Source organism: Sphingobacterium sp. ML3W (assembly GCF_000747525.1).
In the GTDB taxonomy this organism is placed as follows: domain Bacteria; phylum Bacteroidota; class Bacteroidia; order Sphingobacteriales; family Sphingobacteriaceae; genus Sphingobacterium.
Genome location: NZ_CP009278.1, coordinates 522679 through 546806, shown reverse-complemented (window position 1 = coordinate 546806; position 24128 = coordinate 522679). Strand labels below are relative to the sequence as shown.

Annotated in this window: 23 protein-coding genes; 13 read left to right on the top strand and 10 right to left on the bottom strand. The window is 35.1% G+C overall.

From position 1 onward, the window contains the following. Nucleotides 1-38: 38 nt before the first annotated feature. From KO02_RS02565 to KO02_RS02545, 5 genes are all read left to right on the top strand, one after another. A complete protein-coding gene (locus tag KO02_RS02565) occupies nucleotides 39-221 on the top strand; it encodes a hypothetical protein (RefSeq protein WP_038695585.1) in 183 nt (60 codons plus the stop codon). Nucleotides 222-274: 53 nt separating this feature from the next. Next, nucleotides 275-949: an endonuclease III gene (gene nth, locus KO02_RS02560; RefSeq protein WP_038695583.1), complete on the top strand. Its 675-nt coding sequence runs from the start codon at nucleotides 275-277 to the stop codon at nucleotides 947-949. Between the two features lie 76 nt (nucleotides 950-1025). Next, entirely contained in the window at nucleotides 1026-2045 is a 1020-nt protein-coding gene (recA, locus tag KO02_RS02555; RefSeq protein ID WP_038695581.1) for a recombinase RecA, read from the top strand. A gap of 76 nt (nucleotides 2046-2121) precedes the next feature. Then, complete coding sequence (locus KO02_RS02550; RefSeq protein ID WP_038695579.1) at nucleotides 2122-2898, top strand: endonuclease/exonuclease/phosphatase family protein; 777 nt, start codon at nucleotides 2122-2124, stop codon at nucleotides 2896-2898. 3 nt (nucleotides 2899-2901) lie between these two features. Then, on the top strand, nucleotides 2902-4086 hold the full coding sequence (locus KO02_RS02545) for a metallophosphoesterase family protein (RefSeq protein ID WP_038695577.1): 1185 nt from the start codon (nucleotides 2902-2904) through the stop codon (nucleotides 4084-4086). A gap of 74 nt (nucleotides 4087-4160) precedes the next feature. On the opposite strand, the gene pruA is transcribed toward KO02_RS02545, so the two are convergent. The 6 genes from pruA to KO02_RS02515 form a co-directional block, all read right to left on the bottom strand. Further along, the gene (gene pruA / locus KO02_RS02540; protein ID WP_038695574.1) at nucleotides 4161-5798 is read right to left on the bottom strand and encodes an L-glutamate gamma-semialdehyde dehydrogenase; all 1638 of its coding nucleotides are present in this window, start codon (nucleotides 5796-5798) and stop codon (nucleotides 4161-4163) included. A gap of 97 nt (nucleotides 5799-5895) precedes the next feature. Beyond that, nucleotides 5896-6561: a peptide-methionine (S)-S-oxide reductase MsrA gene (gene msrA / locus KO02_RS02535; RefSeq protein WP_038695572.1), complete on the bottom strand. Its 666-nt coding sequence runs from the start codon at nucleotides 6559-6561 to the stop codon at nucleotides 5896-5898. 74 nt (nucleotides 6562-6635) lie between these two features. After that, nucleotides 6636-7244 carry a superoxide dismutase gene (locus KO02_RS02530; protein ID WP_038695570.1) on the bottom strand — a complete coding sequence of 203 codons (609 nt, stop codon included), beginning with the start codon at nucleotides 7242-7244 and terminating at the stop codon, nucleotides 6636-6638. Between the two features lie 101 nt (nucleotides 7245-7345). Continuing rightward, the gene (locus tag KO02_RS02525; protein ID WP_038695568.1) at nucleotides 7346-7813 is read right to left on the bottom strand and encodes a nucleoside deaminase; all 468 of its coding nucleotides are present in this window, start codon (nucleotides 7811-7813) and stop codon (nucleotides 7346-7348) included. 1 nt (nucleotide 7814) lies between these two features. Beyond that, the gene (locus KO02_RS02520; RefSeq protein ID WP_038695566.1) at nucleotides 7815-8153 is read right to left on the bottom strand and encodes a tRNA-binding protein; all 339 of its coding nucleotides are present in this window, start codon (nucleotides 8151-8153) and stop codon (nucleotides 7815-7817) included. Beyond that, complete coding sequence (locus KO02_RS02515) at nucleotides 8153-8362, bottom strand: hypothetical protein (protein ID WP_235212333.1); 210 nt, start codon at nucleotides 8360-8362, stop codon at nucleotides 8153-8155. The genes KO02_RS02520 and KO02_RS02515 overlap by 1 nt, the downstream gene beginning before the upstream one ends. Before the next feature lie 88 nt (nucleotides 8363-8450). On the opposite strand from KO02_RS02515, the gene KO02_RS02510 reads away from it, so the two are divergent. From KO02_RS02510 to KO02_RS02490, 5 genes are all read left to right on the top strand, one after another. Next, nucleotides 8451-9053, top strand: coding sequence for a porin family protein (locus KO02_RS02510; protein ID WP_038695563.1), 603 nt, complete (start codon nucleotides 8451-8453; stop codon nucleotides 9051-9053). Between the two features lie 162 nt (nucleotides 9054-9215). Further along, nucleotides 9216-9986, top strand: a complete 771-nt coding sequence (locus KO02_RS02505; protein ID WP_038695561.1) for a succinate dehydrogenase cytochrome b subunit — start codon at nucleotides 9216-9218, stop codon at nucleotides 9984-9986. A gap of 53 nt (nucleotides 9987-10039) precedes the next feature. Then, entirely contained in the window at nucleotides 10040-11974 is a 1935-nt protein-coding gene (locus KO02_RS02500; protein WP_038695559.1) for a fumarate reductase/succinate dehydrogenase flavoprotein subunit, read from the top strand. Between the two features lie 62 nt (nucleotides 11975-12036). After that, nucleotides 12037-12798 (top strand): succinate dehydrogenase/fumarate reductase iron-sulfur subunit, encoded by a 762-nt coding sequence (locus KO02_RS02495; protein ID WP_038702017.1) that lies wholly within the window; start codon nucleotides 12037-12039, stop codon nucleotides 12796-12798. A gap of 219 nt (nucleotides 12799-13017) precedes the next feature. After that, nucleotides 13018-16638: an ATP-binding protein gene (locus KO02_RS02490; protein WP_144243248.1), complete on the top strand. Its 3621-nt coding sequence runs from the start codon at nucleotides 13018-13020 to the stop codon at nucleotides 16636-16638. A gap of 117 nt (nucleotides 16639-16755) precedes the next feature. Here KO02_RS02490 and KO02_RS02485 read toward each other — a convergent pair whose 3' ends face one another. From KO02_RS02485 to KO02_RS02475, 3 genes are all read right to left on the bottom strand, one after another. Beyond that, entirely contained in the window at nucleotides 16756-17682 is a 927-nt protein-coding gene (locus tag KO02_RS02485) for a hypothetical protein (protein ID WP_038695557.1), read from the bottom strand. A 153-nt stretch (nucleotides 17683-17835) separates the two neighbouring features. Beyond that, nucleotides 17836-18939, bottom strand: coding sequence for a GDP-mannose 4,6-dehydratase (locus KO02_RS02480; protein WP_235212332.1), 1104 nt, complete (start codon nucleotides 18937-18939; stop codon nucleotides 17836-17838). A 128-nt stretch (nucleotides 18940-19067) separates the two neighbouring features. Beyond that, nucleotides 19068-19619, bottom strand: coding sequence for a lipocalin family protein (locus KO02_RS02475; RefSeq protein ID WP_038702013.1), 552 nt, complete (start codon nucleotides 19617-19619; stop codon nucleotides 19068-19070). 56 nt (nucleotides 19620-19675) lie between these two features. Here KO02_RS02475 and KO02_RS02470 point away from each other — a divergent pair, with 56 nt between their 5' ends. The 3 genes from KO02_RS02470 (at nucleotide 19676) to KO02_RS02460 (ending at nucleotide 21718) form a co-directional block, all read left to right on the top strand. Beyond that, nucleotides 19676-20008 carry a hypothetical protein gene (locus KO02_RS02470; protein WP_038695554.1) on the top strand — a complete coding sequence of 111 codons (333 nt, stop codon included), beginning with the start codon at nucleotides 19676-19678 and terminating at the stop codon, nucleotides 20006-20008. 79 nt (nucleotides 20009-20087) lie between these two features. Continuing rightward, complete coding sequence (locus tag KO02_RS02465) at nucleotides 20088-20999, top strand: lysylphosphatidylglycerol synthase transmembrane domain-containing protein (protein ID WP_038695552.1); 912 nt, start codon at nucleotides 20088-20090, stop codon at nucleotides 20997-20999. Between the two features lie 11 nt (nucleotides 21000-21010). Then, nucleotides 21011-21718, top strand: coding sequence for an SDR family NAD(P)-dependent oxidoreductase (locus tag KO02_RS02460; RefSeq protein ID WP_038695550.1), 708 nt, complete (start codon nucleotides 21011-21013; stop codon nucleotides 21716-21718). A gap of 31 nt (nucleotides 21719-21749) precedes the next feature. Here the strand turns inward: KO02_RS02460 and KO02_RS02455 are convergent, their stop codons facing one another. Further along, complete coding sequence (locus tag KO02_RS02455; protein WP_038695548.1) at nucleotides 21750-23957, bottom strand: glycoside hydrolase family 2 protein; 2208 nt, start codon at nucleotides 23955-23957, stop codon at nucleotides 21750-21752. Nucleotides 23958-24128: the final 171 nt, after the last annotated feature.

The following is a 24128-nucleotide window of genomic DNA, read 5'->3' as shown; positions in this document are numbered from 1 at the left end:
CGTTCTACTTATAAATTGAATGATAACAATAATTGCGTATGGTCGAAAACTTTACAACAGAAAACGAAGTTAAAAACAGCGAAAGAGGTATTAAAATCTCTGATGAGGATGTTGAAAACCTCTTAAAACTTCAACTACCAAAAATCATGATGAATCCAAGTGATTCTTGCATAGAGGGTATTTTGAACTATTCAAAATCGGTAGTCAATAAAAAGGCTTAGTCGAGAGATTAAGCCTTTTTTATTTTTTAAAAACTTAGCTATCTTTGATACATATGTTGAAAAAAGATAGATATAAAGCTTTTGTAGAATATTTTTCTAAGAATAGCCCGGATGCACAGACAGAATTAAATTATAGCAACCCTTATGAATTATTAGTCGCTGTCATATTATCTGCCCAATGCACCGATAAACGAATCAATTTGGTCACCCCAAAGCTTTTTCAACAATTTCCAGATGCCGAAGCATTAGCATGTAGCACTTCTGATGAGGTTTTTACCTATATCCGTTCAGTCAGTTACCCCAATAATAAAGCTAAACATCTAGTTGGCATGGCAAAAATGCTGGTCAGTGAATTCGATTCTATCGTTCCTGAAAAAATAGAGGATTTGATTAAGCTCCCAGGTGTGGGACGGAAAACAGCAAATGTAATTTCTTCGGTTGTATATAATAAACCGGCCATGGCCGTAGATACACATGTCTTTCGTGTCAGTAATCGGCTTGGTTTAACCAGCAGGGCGACAACTCCATTAGCCGTAGAGAAGCAACTGGTCAAACACTTACCTGTAGAGACCATCGCTATAGCGCACCATTGGTTGATATTGCATGGACGTTATATCTGCTTAGCCCGCAAACCGCAATGTGACAAATGTGCCATTACCTATATGTGTAAATACTTTGAAAAGGCCCACCAGATTAAAGAAATCAAAGAAAAATCAGTCGAAAAATAATAGACTAACTTTTTTAGTAATAATATTTTGTACTTTCAAAAGTAATCTGTACTTTTGAATCATCAATACTAAGAATATGAGCAATCCAGATAAATTAAAAGCATTACAGCTTACATTAGATAAATTAGAGAAATCATATGGTAAAGGCGCCATAATGAAATTAGGAGATACGACTGTTGACCCAATTGAATCAATCTCTACAGGTTCTTTAGGTCTTGATATCGCATTGGGTATTGGGGGCGTTCCTAAAGGTCGTGTCATTGAGATTTATGGTCCTGAATCTTCTGGTAAAACAACTCTAGCGACACATATCATTGCTGAAGCTCAAAAACAAGGCGGTATTGCTGCATTTATCGATGCAGAGCATGCTTTTGATAAATACTACGCTCAAAAATTAGGCGTTGATGTAGAAAATTTATTAATTGCTCAACCTGATAACGGCGAGCAGGCTTTAGAAATTGCCGATAATTTAATTCGTTCGGGAGCTATTGACATTATTGTCATTGACTCCGTTGCGGCTTTAGTTCCTAAGGCAGAGATTGAAGGTGAGATGGGTGATTCAAAAATGGGACTTCAAGCCCGTTTAATGTCTCAAGCATTACGTAAATTAACTGGTACTATTTCGAAAACAAACTGTTGTTGTATTTTCATCAACCAACTTCGTGAAAAAATCGGTGTTATGTTTGGTAATCCAGAGACAACAACTGGTGGTAACGCATTAAAATTCTACGCTTCTGTACGTTTGGATATTCGCCGTACTTCTCAGATAAAAGATTCAGATGAAGTATCTGGTAACCGTGTAAAAGTAAAAATCGTTAAAAATAAAGTAGCTCCTCCATTCCGTATCGCTGAATTTGATATCATGTTTGGTGAAGGTATTTCTAAAGTTGGTGAAATCATCGATTTAGGAGTTGAATACAATATCATTAAGAAAGCGGGTTCATGGTTTAGCTATGGCGAAACAAAATTGGGACAAGGTCGTGATGCTGTAAAATCATTATTACATGACAACCCTGATTTAGCCGATGAATTGGAAGCTAAAATTAGAGCTGAGGTTTCTGGCATTGATCCTAACCTAGCTTTAGAAGAAGGTTAATTTTATATTATATAAATAGTTTAGGTATAGCCATTCCCAAAAGAATGGCTATATTTATTTTTAAAAACCTTGACCAATGAAAAAATATATCCTTTATTGTTTTACACTTTTGACTCTATCGTGCAGTACACGAATGCTTTCAGCTCAGGAATTAAAGATTCTGACTTACAATATCCATCATGGTAATCCACCCAGTGAAGATGCAAGCATTATTAATCTAGATACCATTGCAGCAATTATAAAGAGAACCAATGCCGACTTGGTAGGTTTACAAGAAATTGATGTTAACCTAAGTAGATCTCAAAATATCGATCAGGCAAAAAAATTAGCGGAGCTCACAGGAATGCATTATTTCTTTTCTAAGGGTATTGATTTAGATGCAGGTGAATATGGAACGGTCATTCTTTCAAAGCACCCAATTGTAAAGACAGAACGTTTTGAGCTTCCATCTCCTATTGATAGCGAAAAAAGAAGCCTTGCAATCATCCATATTAAACTAAATGGAAAAACAATCAAATTTGCGAACACTCATCTTGATCTGAAAAAAGAAAATAGGCTCGCACAAAGTGCTTTCATTGTTGACAAATTCAAGAATGACAAAAATTTGGTTATTCTAGTTGGTGATTTAAATGCACGCCCTGAAGAGCAGCCTATCCTTAATTTAGAGCAAATATTTAAACGTAGTCAAATAAAAAATGGATTTACAATTCCTGAGGTAAACCCAGACCATGAAATTGACTTCATCATGTTAAATAAAGCTCCTCAATTATCATTTAAAAATCATTCTGTTTTAGAAGAAGCATATGCTAGCGATCACAGACCTGTATATGTAGAAATTTATACGCCACAATAGCTCATGAGTATCAATCGAAGAAAATTTTTAGAGGCCTTAACCCTAGCTGGCATAACTTTGCCGAGCGTCACATTTGCTAATCACAAGAGGGAAAACACGAATGATGAAAAATTTAGTTTCATTGTCCCTGCATATTTACAGAATCAAATCGAGAGCAGTATTACTGTATTTTCTATACTCAATAAACCTGCTTTTGCTTGGTTAGAATTATTAGATGATAATAATCAGGTCATCACTAAAATTTATCAAAGTGAAGATGGCATGCTTGAAGCAAATACGGATCTTTTTAAATTTGAAATAGCAACAGCACCTAGAAAATTTAAATATAGAGTAGCGGCTAAGGAGGTACTTAAGTTTGACCCCTATAAAATTTCTTATGGGGAAGAAATCCAATCGGATGTTTTTACGGCTACGTTAGCGAGTCAAGATCAGGAGCAGATTCGCGCCTTGATTTACAATGACGTCCATGAAAATATGGATACGTATCGGGAATTAGTGCCAAATAAAAATACGGATATATATGATTTTTCGATCCTCAATGGAGATTCTTTTCACTATGTAACCAATCAAGTTGATCTTACGGAAAAACTGCTTAAGCCTTTTTCTTTTTTTGCTACCGATAAACCTTTTATCATGAATCGTGGGAATCATGAAACACGAGGTGCTTTTTCACGCCATTTCAAAAAGTATTTTGGTTATCCAGACAATAAATTCTATCAATCTTTCAAATTAGGTCCGATTTACTGGATCTTTTTAGATAGTGGTGAGGATAAACCCGATACTCATGAAGTATATGGGGGAACTGTGGATTATGACAACTACCGAAAAGAACAAGCTTCTTGGTTAGAGAAAGTATTGCAGTCTAAAGAAAGAAAAACAGCCCAGCATACGATAGTAGTTAGCCACATTCCTGTTTTTCACGCTGATGATTGGCACGGAACATTACATAACCGCTCAACCTTTCACCCGTTGTTTCAAAAATATAGAATTGATGCCATGATTACAGGTCACACCCATAAATATGGTTACTACCCACCTGATCAAGATCATAATTACACCTTATTTATTGGAGGTGGACCGAAAGTTGGGGAGCGTACAATAATTGATGTGATGGGTGATAAAAAAAATCTAGATATAAAAATGATTAAAGATAATGGTGATCTTTTAGGACATCTTAAAAAGTCATAAGAATATTTTAATATTAGATAGAAAAGGCGCCTACTAAGTAGGCGCCTTTTCTATCTAATTTATAATCGATAAGATTATTCGCCTTCTTCTAAGAACGGATACTTATAGTTTGTATCTGGATTAAAAGTTTCTTTGATCGTACGTGGAGATACCCAACGTAATAAATTAATCATCGAACCTGCTTTATCGTTCGTACCAGAACCACGAGCTCCTCCGAATGGTTGTTGACCTACTACCGCTCCAGTACATTTATCATTAACATAGAAGTTACCTGCAGCATTACGCAATGCATGTGTTGCTTGCGCTATTGCATAACGATCTTTAGCGATAACAGAACCTGTTAGGGCATAAATAGATGTTTTATCTACGATCTCTAACGTTTCTTCCCACTTATCGTCTTCATAAACAAAAATCGTCAAAACTGGTCCAAATAACTCTTCGGACATTGTTTCATAATCAGATTTTTTAGCCAAGATGACAGTTGGTGTAATAAAATAACCTTTAGATTTATCGTAAGTACCACCGATTACTACTTCAGCATCATTTGATTCTTTAGCACGGTCAATGTATTTCGCAAGCTTATCGAAAGACTTCTCATCGATAACAGCATTGATAAAGTTTGTGAAATCTTCCGTACCTCCAATTTTGAATGAATTAATATCAGCAGTCATCGCATCTTTCAAAGCAGGCCACATCGATGCAGGAATATATGCACGAGAAGCTGCTGAACATTTTTGTCCTTGGTATTCAAAAGCACCGCGCACTAATGCTGTATTGGTAACCTGTAAGTCCGCTGTTGGGTGAATGACAATAAAATCTTTTCCACCTGTTTCACCTACGATTCTAGGGTATGTTTTATAAAGGTGAATGTTTTGTCCTATTGTCTTCCAGATATCTTGGAAAACACCTGTAGAACCAGTAAAATGGATACCAGCAAAGTCTGGGTGTTTGAAAATCACATCACCTGCATCAGGTCCTGATACATATACTAAGTTGATCACTCCTGCTGGTAAACCTGCTTCAATGAAAATCTCCATTAAAACTTGTGCAGAATAAATCTGTGCATTAGACGGTTTCCATACGACTACGTTACCCATCATCGCTACACACGAAGGTAAATTACCAGCAATGGCTGTAAAGTTAAATGGTGTCAAAGCGAAAACAAAACCTTCTAAAGGGCGTTGCTCTACACGGTTCCACACTCCTTTTCCTGATACTGGAGGTTGTTGTTCATAGATCTGAGTCATGTACTGTACATTGAAACGCAAAAAATCTGTGAACTCACATGCTGCATCAATCTCTGCTTGATATGGGTTTTTTGACTGCGCTAACATCGTTGCCGCATTCAGTTTATAACGATATTTTGTCGAAGCTAATTCAGCTGCTTTTAAAAAGATAGCGGCACGGTCTTCCCATGGTAAATTTTCCCAATCATTTTTAGCTGCTAACGCCGCGTTGATAGCATCCGTTACATGACTTTTTGTACCTTGACTATATTGTCCTAAAATGTGTTGGTGATCATGAGGTGGATTCATGGATACCTTTTTATCCGTACGCACTTCTTTTCCGCCAATATACATCGGAACGTCAACTTGTTTAGCACGCGCTTCGTCAATCGCTGCTTTTAATAATTTACGTTCTTTTGTACCAACAGCATATGAGTAAACTGGCTCATTTGTAGGTGTAGGTACATTAAAAAATCCCTTTATCATAGTAATAATTTTATATTTTCAAAAACCTGAATTTCAGTGAATTCGTTGAAATTCAGAATAAATTTACAAGATCTAAATTCGAGTTCCAATTATTCAATTAGTCTTTAGCTGTACTGGTAAAAATATGTTTAAACTTTTCCAATTTTGGTTTAATCACGAATTGACAGTAGCGGTCTTCTTTGTTATTAGCATAGTAATCTTGATGATAATCTTCGGCCTTATAAAACACTGTATATGGTGCAACTACTGTAACAATAGGTTCATCATACAGCTGCTCTTCTTTCATTTTTTTTAAATAATAATTTACTTTCGCTAATTGCTGTTTGTCATGGACAAAAATAGCGGAACGATACTGCGTTCCCACATCATTTCCTTGCTTATTTAATTGCGTAGGATCGTGTGCGATAAAGAAAGCTTCTAATAAGGTATCGTATGTGATTTTATTCGGATCATAGACCACATTGATGGCCTCGGCATGCCCTGTCTTACCTGTTATAACCTGTGCATATGTAGGATCCTTTAACTTCCCACCCGTATAGCCGGAAATAACTTGCTGCACACCATCCAAGGTCTTGAGTTGTGCCTCAACACACCAGAAACAACCGGCTGCAAAAGTTGCGGTGTCTATACTACCGATTTGGGAATCTGGCAGAAGATCAAAGGATATTTTTTGATCTTTCTTACTTTTAGATTGGCAAGAGGTCCACAAAGTACAACACAAAATCAGCGCGAGAAGACCGAAGTAATTATTTTTTTTCATCATAATATCCTGAAATTAAAAAGCGGTAAAATGATATCATTTTACCGCTTAATGCTATCGATACTGATTCCTAAATATTATTTAGCTGCAGCATAATTTTTTGCTACTGCATCCCAATTGATTACATTGAAGATTTCTTCTAAGTAAGCTGGACGCTTATTTTGGAATTTTAAGTAGTATGCATGTTCCCAAACATCAATACCCAAAATTGGTGTACCCTTTACTTCTGCAACATCCATCAAAGGATTGTCTTGATTTGGAGTTGAAGTTACTTGTAATTTACCTTCCGCGTTTACAATTAACCAAGACCAACCAGAACCGAAACGTGTTGCACCAGCATTTTGCAATTGTGTTTTCAATTCTGCGAAAGAACCAAAATTTTCATTGATTGCAGTTGCTAATTCGCCTGTTGGCTCTCCACCAGCATTTGGACCTAACACCGTCCAGAAAAGTTTATGATTATAATGTCCACCGCCGTTATTACGTACTGCTGCAGGATACTTACTGATATTTTTTATGATATCTTCTAAAGACAAATTTTCTGCGTCTGTACCAGCAATTGCTTTATTTAAGTTATCTACGTATGCTTGATGATGTCTATCATGGTGAATTTCCATAGTAGCCTTATCAATATGTGGTTCCAATGCGTCTGCCGAGTATGGTAGCGCCTCTAATACAAATGCCATAATTATTTATTTTTGTGTTTATTAAAAAGATTATTACAATACAAATATAACGTTTAATATACTTTTATGTTTGATTTATGGATGAAATAATGAGCGCTACCCTATCGTTTTTGACGAAAAAATGATTTAACGAGCTCTGCGCATTCTTCGCCTAATTTACCTGACTCCACAATTGTTTTTGGGTGTAAGATTTTATCATGGAATTGTGAATAGCCCCGTTTATCATCTTTCGCACCATAAACGATACGTGTAATATGGGTCCAATAAGCAGCCCCAGCACACATCACGCATGGTTCAACTGTCACATATAAGGTGCAATCCACCAAATACTTTCCTCCTAAATGATTAGCTGCTGCTGTAAATGCCTGCATTTCAGCATGTGCAGTTACATCATTCAATCGTTGCGTTAGATTATGACCTCTGCCTATAATATTTCCTTTATGTACTATTACAGCACCAATTGGAACTTCTCCCTCTGCAAGTGCTAACTGCGCTTCTTTTAAAGCCTGCTGCATAAAAAATTCATCTGCGTTGTCCACAGATGTTCCTTCAAAATCGATATATCGCATGTTACATTAATTTCGCGCCATTCGGCACTTTCTTTTCCACGGTAGTCAATATAATATCTCCATTCTCATCAGCAAATCCTGTAATCAAGCATTCTGAGAAGAAGTTTCCAATTTGTTTCGTCGGAAAATTAACAACTGCAACAACTTGTTTTCCTAGTAACTCTTCTTTGGTATAATGCACTGTAATCTGTGCACTACTTTGTTTGATTCCTAAAACCGGCCCAAAATCAACAGTCAATTGATACGCTGGCTTTCGTGCTTTTGGAAAATCTTTTACTTGTTGGATAGTCCCAACACGCAGATCAACTTTCTCAAAATCTGTCCAAGATATATCTTCCATTATAACTGATTACTTGCTATATTACTTAATGATTTAGATAGAGTAAATACGACATATTCACGATCTCTATTTAGACGATTCATTAAATGATTTATCAATATTTCTTCTTGATTTTCATCGAAATGCAAGTCTAAATCAGTAAGATGGTTATATTTTCTTTTTATTTTTTCTTTTGCCGTAATCCAATCAGATTGTGTTATTTTGAGCATTAACATTTTTTAGGTATAAAATTTGTATATATTTTTACAACTTACTAAAAGTTCAGTTAAAGATACAATTTAAATAGAAAATAAAGTTATGAAGAAAATTTTACCTGCATTGCTATTCATTTGTGGTAGTGTTGCTACCGCTAATGCCCAATTACTACCAGGTGTCGAAGTTGGTTTAAAAGGAGCCCTTAATTTTACGCAATTGAAAAATGATGGAAAATATTTCAACTCAGATAATAAAACCGGCTATCAAGCTGGATTGTATGGTCGTGTTGGAGTCTTAGGATTTCATGTACAACCTGAAATTTACATTACTGGTAAAAATACAAAAGTTGTCTCAACGACAGACGGAGGGGAAAGTACTGATGTAAAATTTACATCTGTTGACATTCCAGTATTATTAGGCAAACGTTTTGGTTTAGGTCCAATCGGAGCTAGAATTAATACGGGACCCGTTTTTTCATTTGTAGTTGACGAGAAACAGGATAAAAATATAGGCGCCCACTTACAGGCTTCGAATTACAAAAAGAATTCAACTTCTTGGGCTTTTGGAGCGGGTGTTGATGTTTCTAGTCTACGTGTTGATTTACGCTATGAACTAGGCTTAAATAATATCCAAAAAGGCACCACTGAAAAGACAAAAATCAATATGTGGAGCATCGGATTGGGATACCGACTATTTAGCATATAACCCATTCCAGACTAATTATAAAAGGCTCGTTATTAAAAAAATAACGAGCCTTTTTAGTTTACGATTTAGAATAGTTCTAAATTACTTCTTTTCATGTCAAAATTGTATCATATTTAATATCAAATGGTAAATTTGCCTAATTAAATTAAATTACAAAGGATAATGAGTAAATCAAAGCCAGTTTTAAGTTCTTCTATAGGGAAGAAGCTAATCATGAGCTTAACGGGACTTTTCTTATGTACGTTCCTAATAGTTCACTTGATTGGAAACTTGCAGTTATTTAAAGATGACGCGGGTTTAGCGTTCAACCAGTACGCCTATTTCATGACGCATTTTACACCTATTAAGGTGGTGTCTTATTTATTGTATGCTTCCGTGATCATTCACGTGATTTATGCAATCGTGATTTCATTAAAAAATAAGGCTGCACGTCCTATTGGATATGCATCTTATGATGGAAGTGCTAACAGCAAATGGAACTCACGCAACATGGGTATTTTAGGTACTATTATCTTGGTATTCTTGGCGACGCACATGTCAAATTTTTGGTGGAAGTACCATAATGACCAAACACCTTACATCGAATATCGTACAGATTTATCGACAGGAGTTACGACACATCAAGAAATCCAAGCTTCAGATTTTCATGATTACTCTGTAATTGTCGAAAATGGTGTTGAAGTTATAAAAGCACGTGACTTGTACAAGCAAGTTGACTATGCGTTTAAAAATGTTGCATTAGTAGCATTATATGTAATCGCAATGGCTGCTTTAGCATTTCACTTAATTCATGGTTTTCAGTCTGCTTTTCAGACCGTTGGATTCAATCACAAAAGATACATTGGATTGGTTCAATTTATTGGTGTATGGGTATTTGGAGTTATTGTTCCAATTCTTTTTGCAGCGATGCCATTATATTTCTATTTCCGTTAACAATATTTTAGGATAGCGGTGCTATACCCTATCTAATAAATAAAATATAAGATATGTTAGATTCAAAAGTACCAGCGGGTCCATTGGCCCAGAAATGGTCAAAACATAAATTTGAAATGAAGCTGGTTAACCCTGCTAACAAACGTAAATTTACAATTATCGTTGTTGGTACAGGATTAGCGGGAGCTTCAGCAGCTGCATCTTTAGCAGAATTAGGTTACAATGTAAAGACTTTCTGTTATCAAGATTCACCTCGTCGTGCGCACTCAATCGCTGCACAAGGTGGTATTAATGCTGCAAAAGATTATCAAAATGACGGTGATTCGGTTTATCGTTTATTCTATGATACAATTAAAGGTGGTGATTATCGTGCACGTGAAGCAAACGTATATCGTTTAGCTGAGGTGTCGAATAACATTATCGATCAGTGTGTTGCTCAAGGAGTTCCTTTTGCTCGCGAATATGGCGGTTTATTAGATAACCGTTCATTTGGTGGTGCTCAAGTATCTCGTACTTTCTATGCACGTGGACAAACTGGACAACAATTATTGTTAGGTGCGTATTCAGCATTAAACCGTCAAATCCATAAAGGTAAAGTAAAATCATACACACGTCATGAGATGCTTGACCTTGTTAAAATTGATGGTCAGGCTCGTGGTATCGTGACTCGTGACTTAGTTACCGGTAAAATCGAATCTCACGAAGGTCATGCCGTATTGCTATGTACAGGTGGATATGGTAACGTATTTTTCCTTTCAACAAATGCAATGGGTTGTAATGTAACAGCTGCATGGAGAGCTCACAAACGTGGTGCTTTATTTGCTAACCCCTGTTATACACAAATTCACCCTACTTGTATTCCAGTTACCGGAGATCACCAGTCGAAATTAACCTTGATGTCAGAATCATTGCGTAATGACGGTCGTGTTTGGGTTCCGAAAACAGTTGAGTTAGCACAGAAATTACAAAAAGGAGAATTAAAGGCTGTTGATATTAAAGAAGATGATAGAGATTACTTCTTAGAACGTAAATATCCATCATTTGGTAACTTGGTACCTCGTGACGTTGCTTCTCGTAATGCTAAAGAAGCGGTAGATGATAAACGTGGTGTTGGTAAAACCGGTGTTGCTGTATTCTTGGACTTCGCAGACGCTATCGGTCGTTTAGGTGAAGATGCTGTACGTGAAAAATACGGTAACTTGTTTGATATGTATTACCAAATTACAGACGAGAATCCTTACAAGCAACCAATGCGTATCTACCCTGCTGTTCACTATACAATGGGTGGTGTATGGGTTGATTACAATTTAATGACAACAGTACCTGGATTATATGCATTAGGAGAATGTAATTTCTCTGATCACGGAGCGAACCGTTTAGGTGCTTCTGCGTTGATGCAAGGGTTATCTGATGGTTACTTTGTTATCCCTTATACTGTTGGAGATTATTTGGCTAATTTAGGTTCATTTGCTCCTGTTGATAAAAACCATCCTGCTTTTGAAGCTACTCGTAAAGAGGTTGAAATAAGAATCAATGCTTTATTAGCTTTGAATGGTACTAAAACGGTAGATGATATCCATAAAGAATTGGGCTTGATCATGTGGGAATACTGTGGTATGGCTCGTACTGAAATAGGTTTAACGAAAGCTAAAGGATTGATTCAAAACTTGAAAAAAGAGTTCTGGTCGAACGCAAAAGTTTTAGGTGAAAATGAGGAATTAAACATGTCCCTTGAAAAAGCTGGTCGTGTTGCAGATTTCATCGAATTAGGTGAATTGATGGTTGATGATGCATTGAACCGTAGAGAATCTTGTGGAGGTCACTTCCGCTTAGAGTCGCAAACGGCAGAAGGTGAAGCGCTACGTATCGACGAAGAGTTTACTTATGTTTCTGCTTGGGAATTCAAAGGTGAAAGCCAACCAGAAGTTCTTCACAAAGAGGCGTTAGTTTTCGAAAACGTTAAATTAACACAAAGAAGTTATAAATAATATCATCTGACTACCTGCGGGTAGTCAGTGATAGACTCAATATTATTATTATGAGTGCACATATGAATTTAACGCTAAAAGTTTGGCGTCAAAAAAACGATAAATCTAAAGGTCAATTCGTAACTGTACAAGCAAATGATATCGCTGATGATATGTCATTCTTAGAAATGCTTGATATTGTCAATGATGAATTGACGCGTAAAGGCGAAGATCCAATTTACTTTGATCACGACTGTCGCGAGGGAATCTGTGGAATGTGTTCATTAGTGATTAATGGACGTCCTCACGGACCTAAATACGGCATCACAACGTGTCAATTGCACATGCGTTCATTTCATGATGGACAAACAATTGTTATTGAGCCTTGGAGAGCGGCAGCCTTCCCTGTTTTAAAAGATTTAGCGGTAGATCGTACATCATTTGACCGTATTCAACAGGCAGGTGGTTATACAAATGTCAACACAGGTGGTGCACAAGATGCTAATAACATTTTGATACCAAAACGTATTGCTGATGAGGCTTTCGAATCGGCTACTTGTATCGGCTGTGGTGCTTGCGTTGCTGCATGTAAAAACGCATCGGCAATGTTGTTCGTTTCTGCTAAGATATCTCAGTTTGCTTTGTTACCACAAGGTCAAACAGAGCGTTATGAACGTGCTCAAGCGATGGTTGACCAAATGGATGCAGAAGGCTTTGGTAACTGTACTAACACTGGTGCTTGTGAAGCAGAATGTCCTAAAGGTATTAAATTAACAAATATCGCTCGTATGAATCGTGAGTACTTAGGTGCAAAATTATTCAAAGAGGAAGATATCCACGGATAAAAAATATCACTTTATAGATAAGTCCTTACAATCTTTTTGTAAGGACTTTTTTTATATATTTATATATCTATTCACTGTCAAAATAAAGATTATAAAGTGCCTGTATCCTCGAAAATAAGACTTTTACTTATACTGCTAACGTTAAGCTTTATCGTTACAGCTATTACATTACAGAATGTTGTATCGGATAAAGACATTTTAAATTTCGAGACAGCCAACTTGGAGTCAAAGATCCATGAAAAAGAAGATTTAATCGATCATTTATTCACGGATCCAATTATTTTAAAAACTTTTAAAAATGCCGAAAAATATCCTGACCAATCTTATCGCATATTAGAAAAATATGATAAAGAAGAAGGGATAAAACTTTTTATTTTTAAAAACCATGAGCTTCTTCTCTGGAGTTCTAATATATTTGTACCGCTAACCGATGGTGGTCTTAAAAACACAATCAATTACATCACTACTAACGATCGGACATTTATCGTTAAAAAAAAGGAGATCGGCAACACTACTGTACTAGCCTATGTTACAATAAAAAAATATTTCAACATCAATAATGAATATTTCACAAAAGCGTTCTCACCTTTAATTTCCAAAAGTAATAACATCGAAATTGCCGATTATAAGGATATTGGTAACATTAAAAATATTTATAGTAAAAACAAAATCTACCTATTTTCCATAAAGCTTAAAGCTGGGCAAGTGCAGAACATATTTAGCATCTTGCAAACATTATCTTGGATATTGGCCGCAATATGTTTTATTACATTGAGCTATAGTATTTCTAAACATCTTGTAAATAAAGGAAAGACAATACTTGGCGTCATTCTTTACCTAACTTCTCTAGTTATATTACGGTATATCGATCTTAACTCCAATTGGCTCAGCATTCATGCTAATTTGAGTATCTTCAACCCTAAAAATTATGCCTACAATAATATGTTTCCCAATATTTGGGGGCTACTTATAACCGTAATATTCTGCTTTCTATTTATTCTTTTCCTACATAGTATCAAAGTTAAGTTCAGTATAGAAAGGTATATTAAAAATAAAGTACCAAAGATTGTGTTTACGGTAATCGCGATACTGAGTATTTACTTCTTCTTTACGGTACTTTATAGAACTTTAGGTACTCTTATTACACATTCAACAACTACTGCTGTAGATTTCACTAAATTGGTGGAATTAAACATGTTTACTTGGATTGACTTATTCATATTATGCTTAAGCTTAATTACGCTCATTTTATATATTGATATAGTCACTTCTGTAATCAGGAAATTGAAAATATCTGATACCATTTTAATCAATATTCACCTTAGTTGCCTCATTTTATTTATTCTAATAGGTACATTATTAAAAGAGAATAATGGTTTAGTAAATATCCTATTAGCGTTGATTATATTGATTAGATCTTTCAATTCGTTATTAAAATCTCGATATAGACTTGCTACTCACATCGTCGTTATCATCCTGTTATCTGTGATTTTTTCCATATATCATGGGCATTTCTACAAAATGAAGAAGCTTGATAATATGAGGCTTTTCATAAGTAATTTAGAGGCTGAGGATGATATCAACGCTGTTTCTCTGTATACTGAAATAGAAAAGGATATCTTAGAGGATGCGCAGCTAAAACATCTATTTAAAATCAGTTTACCAAATACCAACACACAAACCATAAATGAATATATTGAGCAAAAATATCTGAGTGGATATCTTTCCAAGTATGAATTCATGGGATTTTATTATCATAATAATAAGGAATTAGGACGTTACAAAAACAATAAAATTGAAGAGTATAGAGAAAAGGTAATAAAAAATTCACTAAAAATCAGCAATAATTTTTACAGATTAAACAGTGAACTGGGGACTCATGAGTATTTTTCGATAATCAATCTTCCAATCGATCAACAAAATACAGTATCTCTATATCTTAATCTAAAAAATAGATCTTTTAATAATAGTGTACCATATCCAGAGATATTAGTTGATTCCAGATTAAATAACATTGAGGTAGCGTCTTTTAATAATAGTTCAATTGGCTTATTTAAAGATGGAAATTTAATCACTCAGTATGGAAAATATAACTATCCAAGCCATGACAATGCTTATCCCAATAAGGTAGGAGAATACATCAATCTAGATACTGATGATAAATATTTCCATGTCATGTATAGACCCAATAGTCATACAACATTTTTAGTGAGTAATCCTAAAGAAACAGCATGGGAATACTTAGCGACGGCATCATTTCTTTTCTTGGTTATTTTTATCTTTTTTTCTTTCTATTCCATCATCGCTTATGGTTGTAAAATATTAAAAAATAAATCTTTCAAAGTTAGAAGTTTAAAATATCACTATCTTTATTTAGTCAATAGCATCCAATATAGTTCAAGAATCCAAACGCTATTTATATCTTCTATCATTTTGGCCATATTGATATCGGGTATTATATCTTTCATCAGTATCAATATGCAACTGTCTTATAATAATACTTTGGAAAGAGAGAAATCTGTCATGGATATAAGCAAAAGATTAGAAAATATTGTCAGTACTGCTGCTACTGCTGAAGAAAGAGAAGAGCGTCTCATTTATTACCTAAAGTTATTATCCGAATCACTCTCCAAAGACTTTTCACTTTACTCAAAATCAGGCCGTTTACTCTATAGCTCGCAACCAAAAATTTATGATCTAAACATCTTATCTACTTTTATGAATGCAAATGCATTTAGAAAGTTATCACTTTTGAAAAAATCTGAAACTATTGAAGATGAACGTGTCGGAGATTTTAAATATGAATCGAGCTATGCAACAATTCGGGATGAGAACTATGCAACTATCGCTTACTTAGGTATTCCTAATTTTAATGCCCAAAGGGATGATAACTTAAATAAGAATCTTCTTTTAAATACATTAATCAATATCTATTCACTGATCATTATCGGTTTTGGTTTTTATGCTGCATTTGTTGCTAACAAAATAACCGAGCCATTAAATCTAATTAGTAAAAAACTTGCTCAAACTAATTTAGGCCAACAAAATGAACCTCTATTTTGGCAGCGAAATGATGAGATAGGTGGACTGATTAAGGAATATAACCTTATGATATTGAAACTAGGGGACTATGCAAATAAAATTAAAGATAACGAACGCGAGTCCACCTGGCGTGAAATGGCACAACAGGTAGCCCATGAAATCAAAAACCCTTTGACACCAATGAAACTTGGAATTCAGCAATTAACAAAATCATACCATGACAATGATGTCAAATTTGAGGAACGTTTTAAGCGAATTACGGCATCTTTTATTGAACAAATCAATAGTCTTACCCATATTGCGAAAGAGTTTTCTGCCTTTGCAAAATTGCCTGACACCAAATATGAAAAAGTAAACCTACTGGAAAAACTGAATAAATCCATCGGTGTATATATTCAAAATCCACAAGCTCAAATTAGGTTAACGAACCTAACGAATGATGCCTACTTATTTGTAGAGGCAGATCGCGACCAATTATTAAGAACGTTTAATAATTTATTGAAGAATGCTATAGAAGCAGGTTTCGGTAAAAGAAGAATTAAGATAGATATTAGTATATCGGATGGAGTAAATGAAACATACCTCGTTAAAATAAAAGATAATGGCCTTGGTATACCTCAAGATATGCGAGCACAAATATTCGAGATTAATTTTACAACAAAAAGTTCTGGAACTGGATTAGGACTGGTATTTGTCAAGAAAACTATTGAGGCAATGGGTGGAACCGTACAATTTGAGTCCATAGAAGAACATGGAACGACATTCTATATCGTCTTACCAAAATACAAGACTAATTAGGGTACGATGTTATAGAAATAGTCATTGAACTAAGCTGAAAAACAAATAAGGAGCACATATTCTATGTGCTCCTTATTTTATAATATTCACCGTTAGCAATAAAAGATATTGTTATAATTACTTTAATACGACTGTTGATCTTCCCATAATAGCATTATCTGAATATAGAAGGACAGTATATGCTCCTTTTACAAATTTATTATCGCCAGTCCAGTAGAGCGTATATTCTTCTCCATGATTTGTGAATTGAAGACTATCTTTAAAAGTGAATTGAAGCTTTTCTCCATGAGCATAGAATGTATTACCGTCCTGATTGACGATTAAATTTCCTTGAGGATCAATAATTCTGACGAAAACATCTTTTTTTCCTTCTTTAGCCAAAGTATTATCAGCTATAGTAAAATTGACACTGAGTTTATCCACTCTTTTAGCTCTCTCTTCAATTTCAAGCTTCTTATTTCGCTTTTCTTGAAGACCATAAACAGCTATATTTGAAACCTTAAGTGCAGCTGCAACATTTACTTTTGACGCTAAATTTAGATTCGAATTTTTTAAATCTGAAATCTTATTGGATGACTCAGAGACTTCTTTCTGCAATAGGTCATTCTTTTCCGCCAATATTTTATTTTCCTGTATCAACCTGTTGACATCTAAGGTAAAATATGCAACCTCACTTTTTAAGGAGGTAATTGTTGATTGCGCATAATCAATATCAGATTGTGATAGCTCTTTCCGAGCTAATTTAGCTCGTAAATCGACAATTTTATTTCTAGCATCTAATTCTTTTTCGACTAAGGGAGGAGATAATTGAACATTCTCTATTTTCATTTTATCCAGCTCGGCCTCAATCCGATCAATCTCTACTTCGAGATTTTCTTTTTCGACTGTAAGTGCATATACCTTCTCTCCTGAAGACTTAAACTTTACATAAAAATAAACATTCGTAACAACTAAAGCTGCTATTGCTATTATAAAAAAATAAACTTTCGACGTATTTCTCTTAATCTCTTCCTGTTTATTCCCTTTTACTAATTCAGTTTCCATTACACTTGAACTCCAATTTTTATTTGACTAACCCAATAGCCCTGTAGATATATGTTTACAACAAATATTATTCCAATTTCGTATTTTAAGTATATTTCACCAATAATATTTGGCAATCTTTTCCTAAACTACGCTAATTAAGGAAGGAGCAATCTATTCTTGTGAAAATTCTTCTTCCCGAACTTGCGATAGGCCTGAATACATCATTTCATTAATAAGCATCCCCAAGTCATACTTAGGGGTCCATTTCAAGCCAATCTTTGTTTTATCAGTATCCATTGATATAAAGTCAACTTTTAATGGGCTGAAAATTGGTTCCCCGATTTTGACAACAGTTTGCCCAAATTTTATCGCATCCTTATCAATATTAAGATTTGCTAATCTTTCTTCATCAATGTCAATTATGACACCTTTTTCCTGCTCTCCCCTGCCACAAAATTCAACTTCTATACCTAGCTCTGCAAAGCTTAATCTGATAAATTCACGTATTGTAGAGGTTAATCCTATGTCGATGACATGATCTGCGGCTTTATTTTGTTGTAATGTAAGCCAGATTGCTTCTACATAATCTTTAGCATTGCCCCATTTCCTTTGAACTGATAAATTCTCTAGATACAGACGATCTTGCATGCCTAATGCTATTCGTGCTATAGCTTTAATTATTTTATGCGCTTCAGCTGCTTCTAAAGGGCTTTGGTGATTCAGTAAAACAGCATTACATGCATACATCTGATAGGTATCTCGATAGTTAACGGTTGTCCAATATTCATATAGTTGGGATAAAGCATAGGAACTGCTTGAATAAAAAGGTGCAACCTTATCCTTCCCCTCCTCTTGTAAAAGACTGGATATTTCTGATGAGGAACCATGATAAATGCGACATTTATCTGTTAGCCCCAATAAACGTACAGCTTCTAAAATACGTAAGATACCTAATTCATAAACATTGACGCAGTATTCTGGGGATTTATTTGATCTTTTGTCTAATGATTGAGCTCCTAAATTATAAATTTCGTCTGGCTGAACTTTTTGAATGATAGCGCTCAAATTTGTTGAATCTTTCGAATCATTATCATGGAGTATGATATGTCGATCTATTAGTGGTCTATCTTGGCACAAAGCACTGACAAGTTCGGAATTAAAAAAATATCCTTGCTTTTTAATCACATGTACAAAATATCCCTTATCTAATAAAAACGCGGCAAGATATACTCCGTCATGTCCCAGAACTCCCGTAATTAAAGCTACTTTTTTCACACTGCACAACATCGTATTTAGCACTAATTTTATTACTTTTTCAATCTATTCACACTTGTAAAGCATTCTTTTTTAAATAAATAAAGCTATAGTTCCCTATAGCTTTATTTATTTAAACATTATAATTACTAATTCACTCTAGAAAAAGTAAATACTAAATATGCTTCTCCATTAGTAATGGTTACTGGCATACGCATAACCAATTTATTTGCATCACTATATGAGAGGTCTAAACGATAACCAGTGATAACATTTTTTGCCTTATCCCCAGCATAGATTTTTTTGAATTGAAATTGTGGCTCGCCATTATTTTTTCCCGGGTTATAGATAGACCATATGATATCTCTAGATGCACCAGGAGCACATAGCTTTCCATCAGCTGAAAAAGATATATTTCCTTTACCATTACCTGGTAGAATCCAGGTACTGCCTACAAAACACTCTGCTGGAGCTTCTTCAAATACACTTTTAATGGTATAAGATGCCGGTAAGTTTTCACGATCAATTTGATCTAGTACCCAAGTTCCTTTTACAGCGCCTTTCCAGTCAGATGCGCTAGGGCCAGTAGTCATCGCAGTTGATGAAGAACTGGATGATGTTCCTTTTGGTTGCATACTACAAGCCGAAAAAAGAACCAAACTCAACATGAGAGTTGTGATAGATAAAAGAACTCGATTCATATTCATTAATTTTATAGTTACTTATTGTATTTTTGTTGTAAATATAACAACAAATCATGATTGAGACATCCAAAAATCATACCATTAGTAAGATTGTAGCAAAATCACTAATGCGTATATTCGTTTTACTTTTAGCACTTGCTTCTGTTCCATTATTATCTAATCAGGAAGCAGAATCTAAATTAGATGCAAAGAACGTTGCTTTTCCAAATGAAATGGCTATAGTGGCTCCTGCATTACTTTTTGTTATATTCATTGTTTTGCTTGTTATCATGTTGAAAAATAAATATTCACGTGTAGATATCAATTGGCAATTCTCTTTGTGTACCATATTTTTGTTAATCTATCTTATCCTTTTATACTCGCGTATATATCCTTTAATTGGATAATTGACCTAACGTATTTTTTTAATCAAATTAATAACTTTGAAAATCAATCTCGAAAGTCAAAATATATTCTTAATATCTAATGAATAAAAAACTAATTTGGAAAATAGCTAAAAACCTATTGAAGGTTGTTGTCACTATCACAGCTCTCTATTGGGTATTTAGCCAGGTTTCAATTCAAGATTTGAAAGAAGCTGTGATTAATTCAAATCCGCTATTTTTACTCCTTGCATTCCTAGCCTATGCGATCTCAATCCTGATATCCTCGTCTCGCTTACTCAGTTTCCTGACAGCAATAGGACTTCATGTTTCTGAACGATACAACTTCAAGCTTTATCAACTGGGATTATTTTATAACCTGTTCTTGCCAGGAGGTGTAGGTGGCGATGGTTATAAAATTTATTTTCTTCGAAAAAAACATAGTATTAAGGGCCGAAAACTTTTAGGTGCATTATTTTTTGATCGACTAAGTGGACTATGGGCGCTTTGCCTAATTATAGCTGCATTGGTGATTTTTATGCCTCAGCTTGGAATACCTAATTATTTAACCATCATTGGCTTTATTGTTGGTACTATTCTATATTATATCTTAGTTGGAAAGTTCTTTAAAGATTTTAAATCAAATTTTGTTAAGACACATTTGAAGGCGATAGGAGTACAATCCATGCAGGTTATTTCTGCTATCATGATTTTATATGCATTAGGTTTTGAAGGTAAATTTTCGCCTTATCTGTTCCTTTTCCTAGCATCTTCATTAGTGGCCATCATCCCCTTTTCGGTCGGTGGATTGGGTATGCGCGAATTGGTATACGTTTGGGGGGCTAATTTCTTTCACCTAGATTCGCATTTAGCTGTTTTAATCAGCCTACTATTTTATATTATATCTGCCATTATGGCCTTTACAGGTTCGTACTATATTTTTCATCCTTCCGTCTTAGGTACCGATAAATTACCCTCTGTTAAAGAGCTGGAAGAATCACAAACTGAAGATTAAATTAAAAAATTATGCCAAATATTATAATAACTGGAGCGAGCAGTGGTGTTGGATTTGAAGCTGTTTTAGATCTAACTGCAAAAAAAGAAAATAATGTGATTGCTTTGGCGCGTTCAGCAGATAAGCTAAAACGATTACATGAGATTGCCTCAGACTTAAACTTTGATGGGGGCAACTTATATCCAGCACAGTTCGATATTGTCTATGATGACTATCAAACGCTATTACCATTCATTAAATCAAAATTTGATCAGGTAGACATTCTTATCAATAATGCAGGAATTTTAATAAACAAACCCTTCATGGAAAGCTCGATGGAGGAAATAGCTTCTATGTTTCAAACCAATATTTTGGCACATGCCAATATGATTCAAAATATCGTCCCGATGATGCAAGAAGGTGCCCATATTCTTAATATTGGAAGCATGGGAGGCGTTCAAGGATCATCAAAATTCAGTGGTTTAGCAGCTTATTCTTCAAGCAAAGCTGCATTAGCAGTGTTGACAGAATGTCTTGCAGAAGAATTTAAGGATAGAGGGATACGTGTGAATTGCTTGGCACTCGGGTCAGCTCAAACAGAAATGTTCGAAGCGGCATTCCCTGGTGTAGAAGCAGGTAAATTAGCATTTGAAATGGGTAGATACATCGCAGAATTTGCCCAAAATGGGCATCAATACTACAATGGTAAAATTTTACCCGTAGCATTGACTACTCCATAAAATAATAAAAGGGCTCTAATGAGCCCTTTTATTATAAACCAATATGTTCATTTTTATTATCTTTTGGCCCATCTTTCCTGATTGCCTTTGGATTATCTCTCGTATAATGCCAGCTAATTTTATCTTCTAATTGCTGCCCATCTATTGAAGCTTTTACCTGAATGGTATTATCTCCTTCTTTCAGTTTAACATTTTGAAAGATATAATGGACATCTGTCTCTCCAATAGCGAAATCCTTTACCTCAACACCATTTACCATCAAATTAGGTGTGCCGACATTAGAATAAACAGTGACAGCTGTTATCTCATTTGCTCTTTCAACAACGCGACGTTGAGTTAGGTATAATACCGGCTCTTTACTCCAATTTGCCTTGTACCAATAGAAAGGGTCTTTTTTAAGCTTCCGGTCAAAAGTAACCAGTCCTTTGTAGTTTCTTGGCTCAACATTTAAAGCTGTAATAGGTGTAGCGAAGTCAAATGTATTCCACAAATATGACGCTAAAAAAACAGGGTGTCTCTTGATCGTCCCCCAATGTATCTCATGAAATTTAGTTGAAAATTCTTCCGGAAAAAACGCGGGGTTTGCCCACTGATTGCCAACATCTCCTACAATTTCTTGCTGATGACTGGGATTGGCCTCAGCTCCATATTCAGAAAAGATTATTTTATAATCTTTAAAGTCTTTTGAAATTTGATCGGCCCATTTATCTACATCACGAATAACGCCATTGTACCACCCAAAATAATGATTTATCCCTTGCATGTCTGCGTTGTTATTAACAGCATGGTCGATTATATTATAACCACTTACTTGTACAGTATATCGAAATGGATCTTCAGTCTTTGCTAAGTCGTTGAGCTTTGTTGTTAATTCGATTGTATAAGCATTGGGTGTATAGACTTCATTGTGTAGCCCCCAGGTATAAATGGAAGGATGATTATAATTCTGCCTTATTAGTTCTGTCAATTGCTGTTTAGCATTTGCTTCTTCAAATGTCGTTACACGGTTAACAAATGGGATCTCCGCCCAAACCACAAAGCCCATACTATCGCATTTGGCATAAAAATACTCTGCCTGTTGATAATGTGCTAAGCGAATTGTAGTCGCCCCAATTTCCTTGATAATTGCTAAATCCTCGTCATGATCGGCATTTGATAATGCAGAACCTTTTCCCCATCTATCTTGATGGCGCGTTACCCCATACATCGGATATTTAATATCGTTTAAAAAGAAACCTTCCCCGGCGCGCATTTCAAACTTACGAAGTCCCAATGGTTGGATAATTTCGTCCATAACAGTGGTGCCATCTATAATTTGCGTCACAACTTTATACAGGTAAGGGTCGTCAATACCTTGCCATAGGTGCGGATTATTTATTTTAATTTCTTGTACTACCTCCTGTCTACCTTGTGGAAGTATCTGATAGTTCTTTATTTCCTTTGTTTTAACAGTACCATTCTGCTCCAGAATCGTACTTACGATAGCTATATTGCGCGCATCAGCATTTTTATTTTCCAGTTTTACTTTTAAACTTATGTGAGCACTCTTTTTATTTATTTGCTTTTGGCTTATAAATACTCCAGAAGAAGCATAGTCCGATACAGCGATGTTAATTTTATTTGTTACTATAAGCTCAACTGGACGATAAATACCACCATACATAGGAAATAGCGTATGGTTTACAGGAATAACTTGTGGGGTAGCCTCGTTACTTACTTTAACAAGGATTTCATTTTCTTCTCCAAATTTCAACATATTTGTCAATTCAAAAACGAAAGCCGAATAGCCACCTTGATGTCTTCCTACAATTTGATAATTTCCATTAGGCTTTGAACTATCATACATCATGTTACCTTTTTCCTTTTTAGATGATAAGGGAGAATTATTGATGTAAACTTCGGAATTTGTATTAACTCCTTCAAACTTTATAAAGATACGCTTACCACGCCATGATTCCTCGGGAGTAATGGTCTTGCGATAATATGCCTCTCCTACATAAAACTTCTCATTAGAGGTGAATCGGTCATTACGGACTTGCATATCTTTTGCATTCCACGTATGGGGGACTGATACAACTTGCCAACTGCCAGAAAAAACGTTGCCGTATTGTAAAACATCTGTCGTAAAAGGTCCCTTTTTGAAAGCCCAATCCTGATTAAAAGCTATAACCTCTCTAGCTGTCGCTATTGAAGCCATAATAGTTAAGAAAGTTAAGATAATAACTGCCTTGAAATTCATAATAATAAAATAAAGGTTTTTGTTTAATAGTGACCATCATGATTATAATGATGGCGTGTAATAACAAAGATATAAACCTATTTGAATTCCAACGAAAGAGGTGGGCACCCCTTTATGAGCATTTACTATTATAAAATATCAATATCACGTCTCAATTAGCTTCAATAGCAA

What these genes read in the sequence shown, in the direction of transcription:
- KO02_RS02565 (WP_038695585.1), top strand. Translation starts at nt 39, where the DNA reads ATGGTCGAAAACTTTACAACAGAAAACGAAGTTAAAAACAGCGAAAGA.
- nth (WP_038695583.1), top strand. Translation starts at nt 275, where the DNA reads ATGTTGAAAAAAGATAGATATAAAGCTTTTGTAGAATATTTTTCTAAG.
- recA (WP_038695581.1), top strand. Translation starts at nt 1,026, where the DNA reads ATGAGCAATCCAGATAAATTAAAAGCATTACAGCTTACATTAGATAAA.
- KO02_RS02550 (WP_038695579.1), top strand. Translation starts at nt 2,122, where the DNA reads ATGAAAAAATATATCCTTTATTGTTTTACACTTTTGACTCTATCGTGC.
- KO02_RS02545 (WP_038695577.1), top strand. Translation starts at nt 2,902, where the DNA reads ATGAGTATCAATCGAAGAAAATTTTTAGAGGCCTTAACCCTAGCTGGC.
- pruA (WP_038695574.1), bottom strand. Translation starts at nt 5,798, where the DNA reads ATGATAAAGGGATTTTTTAATGTACCTACACCTACAAATGAGCCAGTT.
- msrA (WP_038695572.1), bottom strand. Translation starts at nt 6,561, where the DNA reads ATGATGAAAAAAAATAATTACTTCGGTCTTCTCGCGCTGATTTTGTGT.
- KO02_RS02530 (WP_038695570.1), bottom strand. Translation starts at nt 7,244, where the DNA reads ATGGCATTTGTATTAGAGGCGCTACCATACTCGGCAGACGCATTGGAA.
- KO02_RS02525 (WP_038695568.1), bottom strand. Translation starts at nt 7,813, where the DNA reads ATGCGATATATCGATTTTGAAGGAACATCTGTGGACAACGCAGATGAA.
- KO02_RS02520 (WP_038695566.1), bottom strand. Translation starts at nt 8,153, where the DNA reads ATGGAAGATATATCTTGGACAGATTTTGAGAAAGTTGATCTGCGTGTT.
- KO02_RS02515 (WP_235212333.1), bottom strand. Translation starts at nt 8,362, where the DNA reads ATGCTCAAAATAACACAATCTGATTGGATTACGGCAAAAGAAAAAATA.
- KO02_RS02510 (WP_038695563.1), top strand. Translation starts at nt 8,451, where the DNA reads ATGAAGAAAATTTTACCTGCATTGCTATTCATTTGTGGTAGTGTTGCT.
- KO02_RS02505 (WP_038695561.1), top strand. Translation starts at nt 9,216, where the DNA reads ATGAGTAAATCAAAGCCAGTTTTAAGTTCTTCTATAGGGAAGAAGCTA.
- KO02_RS02500 (WP_038695559.1), top strand. Translation starts at nt 10,040, where the DNA reads ATGTTAGATTCAAAAGTACCAGCGGGTCCATTGGCCCAGAAATGGTCA.
- KO02_RS02495 (WP_038702017.1), top strand. Translation starts at nt 12,037, where the DNA reads ATGAATTTAACGCTAAAAGTTTGGCGTCAAAAAAACGATAAATCTAAA.
- KO02_RS02485 (WP_038695557.1), bottom strand. Translation starts at nt 17,682, where the DNA reads ATGGAAACTGAATTAGTAAAAGGGAATAAACAGGAAGAGATTAAGAGA.
- KO02_RS02475 (WP_038702013.1), bottom strand. Translation starts at nt 19,619, where the DNA reads ATGAATCGAGTTCTTTTATCTATCACAACTCTCATGTTGAGTTTGGTT.
- KO02_RS02470 (WP_038695554.1), top strand. Translation starts at nt 19,676, where the DNA reads ATGATTGAGACATCCAAAAATCATACCATTAGTAAGATTGTAGCAAAA.
- KO02_RS02465 (WP_038695552.1), top strand. Translation starts at nt 20,088, where the DNA reads ATGAATAAAAAACTAATTTGGAAAATAGCTAAAAACCTATTGAAGGTT.
- KO02_RS02460 (WP_038695550.1), top strand. Translation starts at nt 21,011, where the DNA reads ATGCCAAATATTATAATAACTGGAGCGAGCAGTGGTGTTGGATTTGAA.
- KO02_RS02455 (WP_038695548.1), bottom strand. Translation starts at nt 23,957, where the DNA reads ATGAATTTCAAGGCAGTTATTATCTTAACTTTCTTAACTATTATGGCT.